The organism is Candidatus Hepatincolaceae symbiont of Strigamia maritima, from assembly GCF_055505085.1.
The window spans coordinates 1-7,112 of record NZ_DBKDTU010000172.1 but is presented as its reverse complement, the minus strand read 5'-3'; the positions used below and the strand labels follow the sequence as shown (position 1 = coordinate 7,112).

The following is a 7,112-nucleotide window of genomic DNA, read 5'->3' as shown; positions in this document are numbered from 1 at the left end:
TTCTACCATGATTCTAATTAAATTTTCGGTACCAGATTTCCTAACAAGAATTCTACCGTTATTACCTAATAGTTGTTCTTTACTTTTAATAAATTGCTGTACATCTTTATCTGTTATAGGATTACTCCCATTAAATGGGATATTTTTTAAAATTTGCGGAGTCGGGGTAAAAACATTACAAACTTTGCTCACAGGTTTCTGCTGTGCTACTACGATACTTAATACTTCTAATGCTCCTAATATACCGTCCCCTGTAGTATTGTAGTCTCGTAAAATTAAGTGTCCTGATTGTTCTGCCCCAATATTAAGATTATCACGCCTTAGGGTCTCTACCACATATCTATCTCCTACGGCTGTTCTCAGCATCTCTATACCAATTGAGGTTAAGTACTGTTCTAGACCTAAGTTAGACATCACTGTGGTAACTACTTTATTATTTTTTACCCTACCTTGTTCTAACCATTTAGTAGCAATTAAAGCTAGAATTTGGTCACCGTCAATTATATTACCTTTTTCATCAATAATAATTAATCTATCTGCATCACCGTCAAAAGCAATACCAACATCAGCTCCTAACTCTAATACCTTAGCTCTAAGACTACCTATATGGGTAGAACCACAGTTTTCATTAATATTAGTACCATTCGGAGATACTCCGATTGCAATAATTTCCTTGGCACCTAGTTCATAAAAAATTATCGGGGCTAATTTATAAGCAGCTCCGTTAGCACAGTCTAGTACTATTTTTAAGCCTGATAAAATAAAATTATTCGGAAAACAATTTTTTACATATTCTATATATCTACCGCTGGCTTCTTTTAAACGATATACTTTGCCTATTTTATCAGGTGCTACTAAATCAATATCTAGATTCCTAGTTAACATTTCTTCAATAGCTAATTCATCTTCATCAGATAATTTATAACCCTCATTATCAAAAAGTTTAATACCGTTATCATAATAAGAATTATGTGAGGCAGAAATCATAATCCCTAAATCTGCTCTTATAGATCTAGTCAGTGCTGCCACAGCAGGCGTAGGCATAGGTCCTATTAATACTACTTCTTTACCCATAGAAATTAAGCCGGCAGTTAAGGCATTTTCAAATAAATAACCAGAAAGCCTAGTATCTTTTCCTATGAGCACTTTATTAAATTTAGATTTATTTTTCCCTAAATATAAAGCCGCAGCCATTCCAACTTTTAGGGCAAGTTCAGCAGTCATAGGAAACTTATTAGAACACCCTCTAATACCGTCAGTACCAAATATACCTATCATTATTCCTTCTTTATATCTATTTAGGTTTACCAGAAAAAATTGGAACAGAAGTAGTTCCCATTTTTCTTACATCTTCTTGTTCTTGTAAAACTTCTTCAGCTATAATTTTCTTATTCTCTACTTCTCTAACAACCTTAAGATTTCCACCTTCTAAAATTATTTTAATTTCTTCAGCATTAAGAGTTTCAAATTCCAATAAACCTTGTGTTATAGCTTTTAAGTCGGCCATTTTTTCTACTAACATTTTTTTTGCATGAGCTTCTGCTTCTACTAACATTACTTTTACTTCTTCATCAATAATAGCAGCCGTTGCTTCTGAGACATTTTTTCTTTGTGCTACTGAATGTCCTAGAAAAACTTCTGCTTCATTAGGTTCATAGCGAACTTTCCCTAATTTATCAGAAAATCCCCATTCTGTAACCATTTTTCTTGCCAAATCTGATGCCATTTGAATATCTCCGCTGGCCCCTGTAGTAATATTCTCTTCTCCATAGATAAGCTCTTCAGCAATCCTACCTCCAAAAAATACTACTAATCTGGCTAATAATTGTTTTTTTGAATAATTAAACTCATCTTTATCAGGAATTACAGCTGTTACTCCTAAGGCTCTGCCTCTTGGAATAATTGTTACTTTGTGTAGCGGATAATATCCTTCTATATTTAAAGCAATAACCGTGTGTCCTGCCTCATGATAAGCAGTTAATTCCTTATCTTTTGTACTAAGATTTAAGGATTTCCGTTCTGCACCCATAATAATTTTATCCCTAGCCAATTCAAACTCTTCCATAGTAACTATCTTTTTATTTTTTCTAGCCGCCGATAAAGCAGCCTCATTAACTAAATTTGCCAAATCTGCCCCTGAAAATCCTGTAGTACCTTTGGCTATTTGTTTAATATTCACAGTTTCTGAAACAGGAATTTTTTTGGTATGAACATCAAGTATCTTTTCTCGCCCTATCATATCAGGATATGGTACTGTTATTTGTCTATCAAAACGACCAGGTCTTAGCAAAGCTGGATCTAAAACATCAGGACGATTAGTTGCTGCAATTAGTATAATGCCTTGAGTAGCACTAAATCCATCCATTTCAACTAATAATTGATTAAGAGTTTGTTCTCGCTCATCATTCCCTCCGCCGAGTCCCGCTCCTCTATGTCTCCCTACTGCATCAATTTCATCAATAAAAATAATACACGGAGCATATTTCTTAGCCTGTGCAAACATATCTCTAACCCGTGAAGCTCCAACCCCTACAAACATTTCTACAAAATCAGAACCCGAAATAATAAAAAACGGTACTCCTGCTTCACCAGCAACAGCTCTAGCCAATAGAGTTTTCCCAGTACCTGGAGAACCAACTAACAAACATCCCTTAGGGATTTTAGCACCTAATCTCTCAAATTTTTTAGGATTCTTTAAAAAATCTACTAATTCATTTAACTCTTCTTTAGCTTCATCTACCCCTGCAACATCATTAAAAGTTACAGAACCTTCCTGAGGGGTTATCATTCTGGCTTTTGATTTGCCGAACCCAAAGGCTCCACCACCGCCTTGACCACCTTTAGCACCTCTAAAGAATACCAGCCAAATAATTACAAAGAAAATAATACCTATAATTAATGAACTAATATTGAAGGATGATGTGGAAGAATCTTCCACTCTGGCTACTGTAATTTCAACCCCTTCTTTTTTTAAATTTTGTACTAACTCTATATCAGTAATAGGATATGTAGTAACTAATTCTTTATTATTACTATCTAAGGCTTTAATATTATTACCTTTAATAATTACTTTTTTAATCTCCTTTTTATCTAATTTTTCTAAAAAAGAACTATAGGAAATTTCCTGTAAAGATTGTTTGCTATGAGTAATAGCAAAAAAGTTATAAACTAATAAAGCAACTACTACTATTAACGACCAAAACAGTAAATTATTCTTAAAACGCAAGACTTCACCCTCTTCATGTAATTTTATTATCTACATTTAATCTTACTACTATTTCTTAACAAGATAAAGTTTTTTTATAAATATGTAAAATACTCAGATAAAATACTATGCTTTGTCTTAAAAATTATAGTATTAGTTGTTAAGATTTCTTTCTGCCAAACTAATAAGGGTTCCCCCTTAGAATTATATAACCACGGTAGACTTATACTTTGGGTATAACTTAATTGTTTTCCTAGGAATTTTTTCTTAAAATTTTTATCCTGTCTTTGTAAAAGAGCATAACCCTTTACACCCAAAGCTTGTAGATAAAAATTCTCATTTTGTTTATTAGTAGTTATTAAAAATCTATTATCCCAAAATATAGTATTCTTATGATTATTTAAGAGTATAGGTGGTGGAAGATTTCTAGATTCACGATTAATATAAATTATATTAGCTTTTTTAAAAATCAAGCAATTGCTTAAGGTAATTTTCTTATTACTGTCAAGCAAGGTTGTAATTACTGTTCTAATAGCTCTTAGACTACCTGAAAAATTTTTACCGCCACAAACACTTAAAAGCTTAGAAAATACTAATATCTGGCAGATTAAATCAAGTTCTAAGAATGGCTGTAGTGCAATTTCACATTGGGCAAATTTATCAATTAGTACTCCTTTGCAGAAAAAATCAACAAATTGTTGTTCTAAAACTACTCTTGCTTGATAATTCTTAAATAATTCATGCTGTAGTACATTTTTTTCCACTTGGGAGAGTTTAGCTAATTTCTGTCTAATAATTACACGTTTAAACATCTTATTGCTATTGGAAGAATCTTCTATAAAAATTCTTTGTTGAAATTTCTCTAAGGTATTTTTTATAACGTCTTTAGTATATTTTAGCAAAGGTCTAATTAAAATTATCCCTTGATAAATAGTTTTAGCAGACATAGCTGATTCTCCTACTAAATTATACCCTTTTTCTTTTCGCATTATTAGGGTTTCTAGCTGATCATCAAAATGATGTCCTAAAAATAAATACGGTATCTGCTGTTGTTTAGTATAGCTAGTTAGCAACCTATATCTATGTTCCCTAGCATTTTCTTGCAACTTAGAACTTATAATACCATGCTCCCAAATTAGAATTTTTGAGGAAATTTGTTGCTGCTTTAATATTTTTACAACCTTTAATGCTTCTTTCCCAGATTCCTCACGTAATTGGTGATCTACAACTAAAGCAATTATATTCCCAGAATATTCTTGTATTACCTTTTGTAAGAGTAGCACTAAACATAAACTATCAGCTCCTCCGGATACTGCTACTGCAATTTTTATATTAGGATATATCCTTATTAAGGAATATAGAGTTTTTACAAAATCCTGATAAATAATTTGCATTATTTATAATAAGTCCTATCTAATAAAGATACTATTACTAAATTAACGTTAAGCTAATTTTTCTTATAAAAATAGTAATTTTTAACCTCAAATATTTATAATAAATATATTGTCTATTGTCAGTCCCGTATTTTATTAGTATTACCTATCAGTCTTTGCCTAATTTTGTGATACTTCCGCCGGAGATTCTAGTATTGGCTCGACAGTTTCTTGATTTTCTGATTCAGCTTGGGAAGAATTTTCAGGACTAGTTCTTGATTTAATTTCACAATTATTAGTATTAAGTTCCTCAAAAAGTTTAAGATCTTCACTATCAAAAATATTACTATTTGCTAACGGCTTATACTCATTATTTAATCTTCTTACAGTAAGACATAACTCTGTATTTTTACCTAATATAGAAAAGCCTTCTGCCATTTTTAATAACATTCTGATGGATATTTCCACATCTTTGGATTGTTTATATGCCAGTGAAAAATTATAAATTGCATCATCATATTTTTTATTAATAAAATAGATATTCCCTAAATAAAAACTAGCATAAGTGAGTCCTAATCCTGTTGCATCTTGGGGATTACCTAGAAAATTCTCAAATTCAGCCTGAGCTAAATCTATATTAGAATTAATTAAAAGATTATAAGCATTTAAGTAGTTAACACTTGGTATACCGTTGTTAATACTAGACTTAGTTTTAGCAAATGCTACTAACTTTCTTATTTTTGCATCCCTATCTCTTTTTTCCTCTATATTAGAAATATTTGTAACTTTTTCTAACTTTTCTTTATACATTTTAAGCTCCATTACTTGAGCTTTATCTTTATTCTCATATTGAATAATTTTCTTTTTTAAGATATTAATTTCTTCATTTAAATCTATAATTTCTTTAGACATAGTCTCAATTTCATTAATTTCTTTGTCAACTAATGCTTGGCTTTCCCTATCCTGCACTAAGGTATCTTCAGCACTAGTAGAATTAGTTTGGGAATTAGTAAAAGAATTATTGGTATCAATTTGATTTATAGTATGAGGAGTACTGCTAACATTTTGCTGATTTTCTAGATTTTTATTAGAGTTTAGCTCATTTGCCCTTACCAAAACAGCTATTACAACTATCCCAAGTATATAAATAATTACTTTCATCTTTCTGTCTATCCGTCATTTAAATTTTATTACAAGAATTTTACATTATTTAGATATTGCAACTCAACTATAATTAGCTTTCTTAATATAAAAAACTCATTATAAGAATTAACTCTAAGTAATTACCCTCAAATTTTTGGTTATTTTAGTTAACTTATTTAAGGATAATTTAATTTATATAGAGCTATTTTAAATCTGTTACGGTTCTTCTATTTTTAGCTCTTGCAACAGAAGTATTATCCGTATCCAGCGGTCTTTCTTTACCGTAAGAAATAATTGATATATCTTTCTTTATGCCTTTAGCTTCTAAATATCTTTTAGTTGCATTAGCCCTGCGTTCTCCTAAAGCTAAATTATATTCCCTAGTACCTACATCATCGGTATGACCTTCTATAGTAATTTTTTGCGGATTTTGCTTTAGATAGTTAGCTTGAATATTAAGTTTTTTTGCAGTATCCGGTCTTATATTAGATTTATCAAAATCAAAAATCACTACTGAATTATCTTCAAATTGTTCTTTAGTAACTGCTTGATTCTTATTATCAGATTTTGGTGAAGATTCAGATATATTTTTTGCCCTAGGATCTTCTGTTGTAATAGATGTGTCATCTCCTTTGCCACAACTATACAATACCACTGCCATAGTTAAAACCGTTAATATCCTTATCATTTTCATAACTTATCTCCGTAATCTATATTATATAACAACTCTTTTTTTTCAATCAATTGGCTGTTAAGTACAAAATTGTTTGACCAAGTAGGGTCAATACAATTAGCATCCGGTTTTAATAATAACTTATTTCTCCCTAAAATGTCAATAATATAAAATGCTCTACTTCTGGTAGTTTCATTATATATATATTGATAAATAATATTTCTACCGTTAATTGACCATGAGGGAGCTTCTGCTTTTAAATCTTCAGCAATAATTTTTTCAAATTCCCCGTTGGTGGACATAATCCCTATACTAAATTTAGATTTTAAGATTTTAGTAAAAGCTATTAAATCTCCTCTAGGAGACCAAGCAGGAGTATAATAACCGCCTTGACCAGTATTAATTTTTCTTATATCAGTGCCATCTCTATTCATGATATAAATACTGGGTTGCCCACTCCTATCTGAGTTAAATGCTATATTTTGTCCATCAGGGGAATATCCTCCTGCTATATTAATAGAAGAAGTATTAGTAAGTTGAGTAACTTTTTTAGTTTTTAAGTTTATTTCATAAATATTGGTTCTCCCTAAATAAGCTATACTAAATAGTAAATCAGAGCTATCTGGAGAAAATCTTGCTGCAAGAGCTAACCCCTTAAAATCTCCTAATTTAAAATATTTCTTTTTTATAAAATCATAAATATAAATATTACTCTTTT

At 30.6% G+C, this 7,112-nt stretch carries 5 protein-coding genes and 1 pseudogene; all 6 read right to left on the bottom strand.

What is annotated here, in order from left to right:
• A partial coding sequence (glmM, locus tag ACQCX0_RS04680; RefSeq protein WP_462563017.1) for a phosphoglucosamine mutase occupies positions 1 to 1,278 on the bottom strand: 1,278 nt, incomplete at its 3' end.
• 16 nt (positions 1,279 to 1,294) lie between these two features.
• On the bottom strand, positions 1,295 to 3,226 hold the full coding sequence (gene ftsH / locus ACQCX0_RS04675) for an ATP-dependent zinc metalloprotease FtsH (RefSeq protein ID WP_462563016.1): 1,932 nt from the start codon (positions 3,224 to 3,226) through the stop codon (positions 1,295 to 1,297).
• A gap of 74 nt (positions 3,227 to 3,300) precedes the next feature.
• Positions 3,301 to 4,599 (bottom strand): tRNA lysidine(34) synthetase TilS, encoded by a 1,299-nt coding sequence (tilS, locus tag ACQCX0_RS04670; protein ID WP_462563015.1) that lies wholly within the window; start codon positions 4,597 to 4,599, stop codon positions 3,301 to 3,303.
• A gap of 159 nt (positions 4,600 to 4,758) precedes the next feature.
• Positions 4,759 to 5,739 carry a tol-pal system YbgF family protein gene (locus tag ACQCX0_RS04665; RefSeq protein WP_462563014.1) on the bottom strand — a complete coding sequence of 327 codons (981 nt, stop codon included), beginning with the start codon at positions 5,737 to 5,739 and terminating at the stop codon, positions 4,759 to 4,761.
• Positions 5,740 to 5,923: 184 nt separating this feature from the next.
• Complete coding sequence (locus ACQCX0_RS04660) at positions 5,924 to 6,415, bottom strand: OmpA family protein (protein WP_462563013.1); 492 nt, start codon at positions 6,413 to 6,415, stop codon at positions 5,924 to 5,926.
• Positions 6,412 to 7,112: pseudogene (locus ACQCX0_RS04655) on the bottom strand (hypothetical protein); the annotation flags it as partial. The gene ACQCX0_RS04660 and the pseudogene ACQCX0_RS04655, both read right to left, overlap by 4 nt.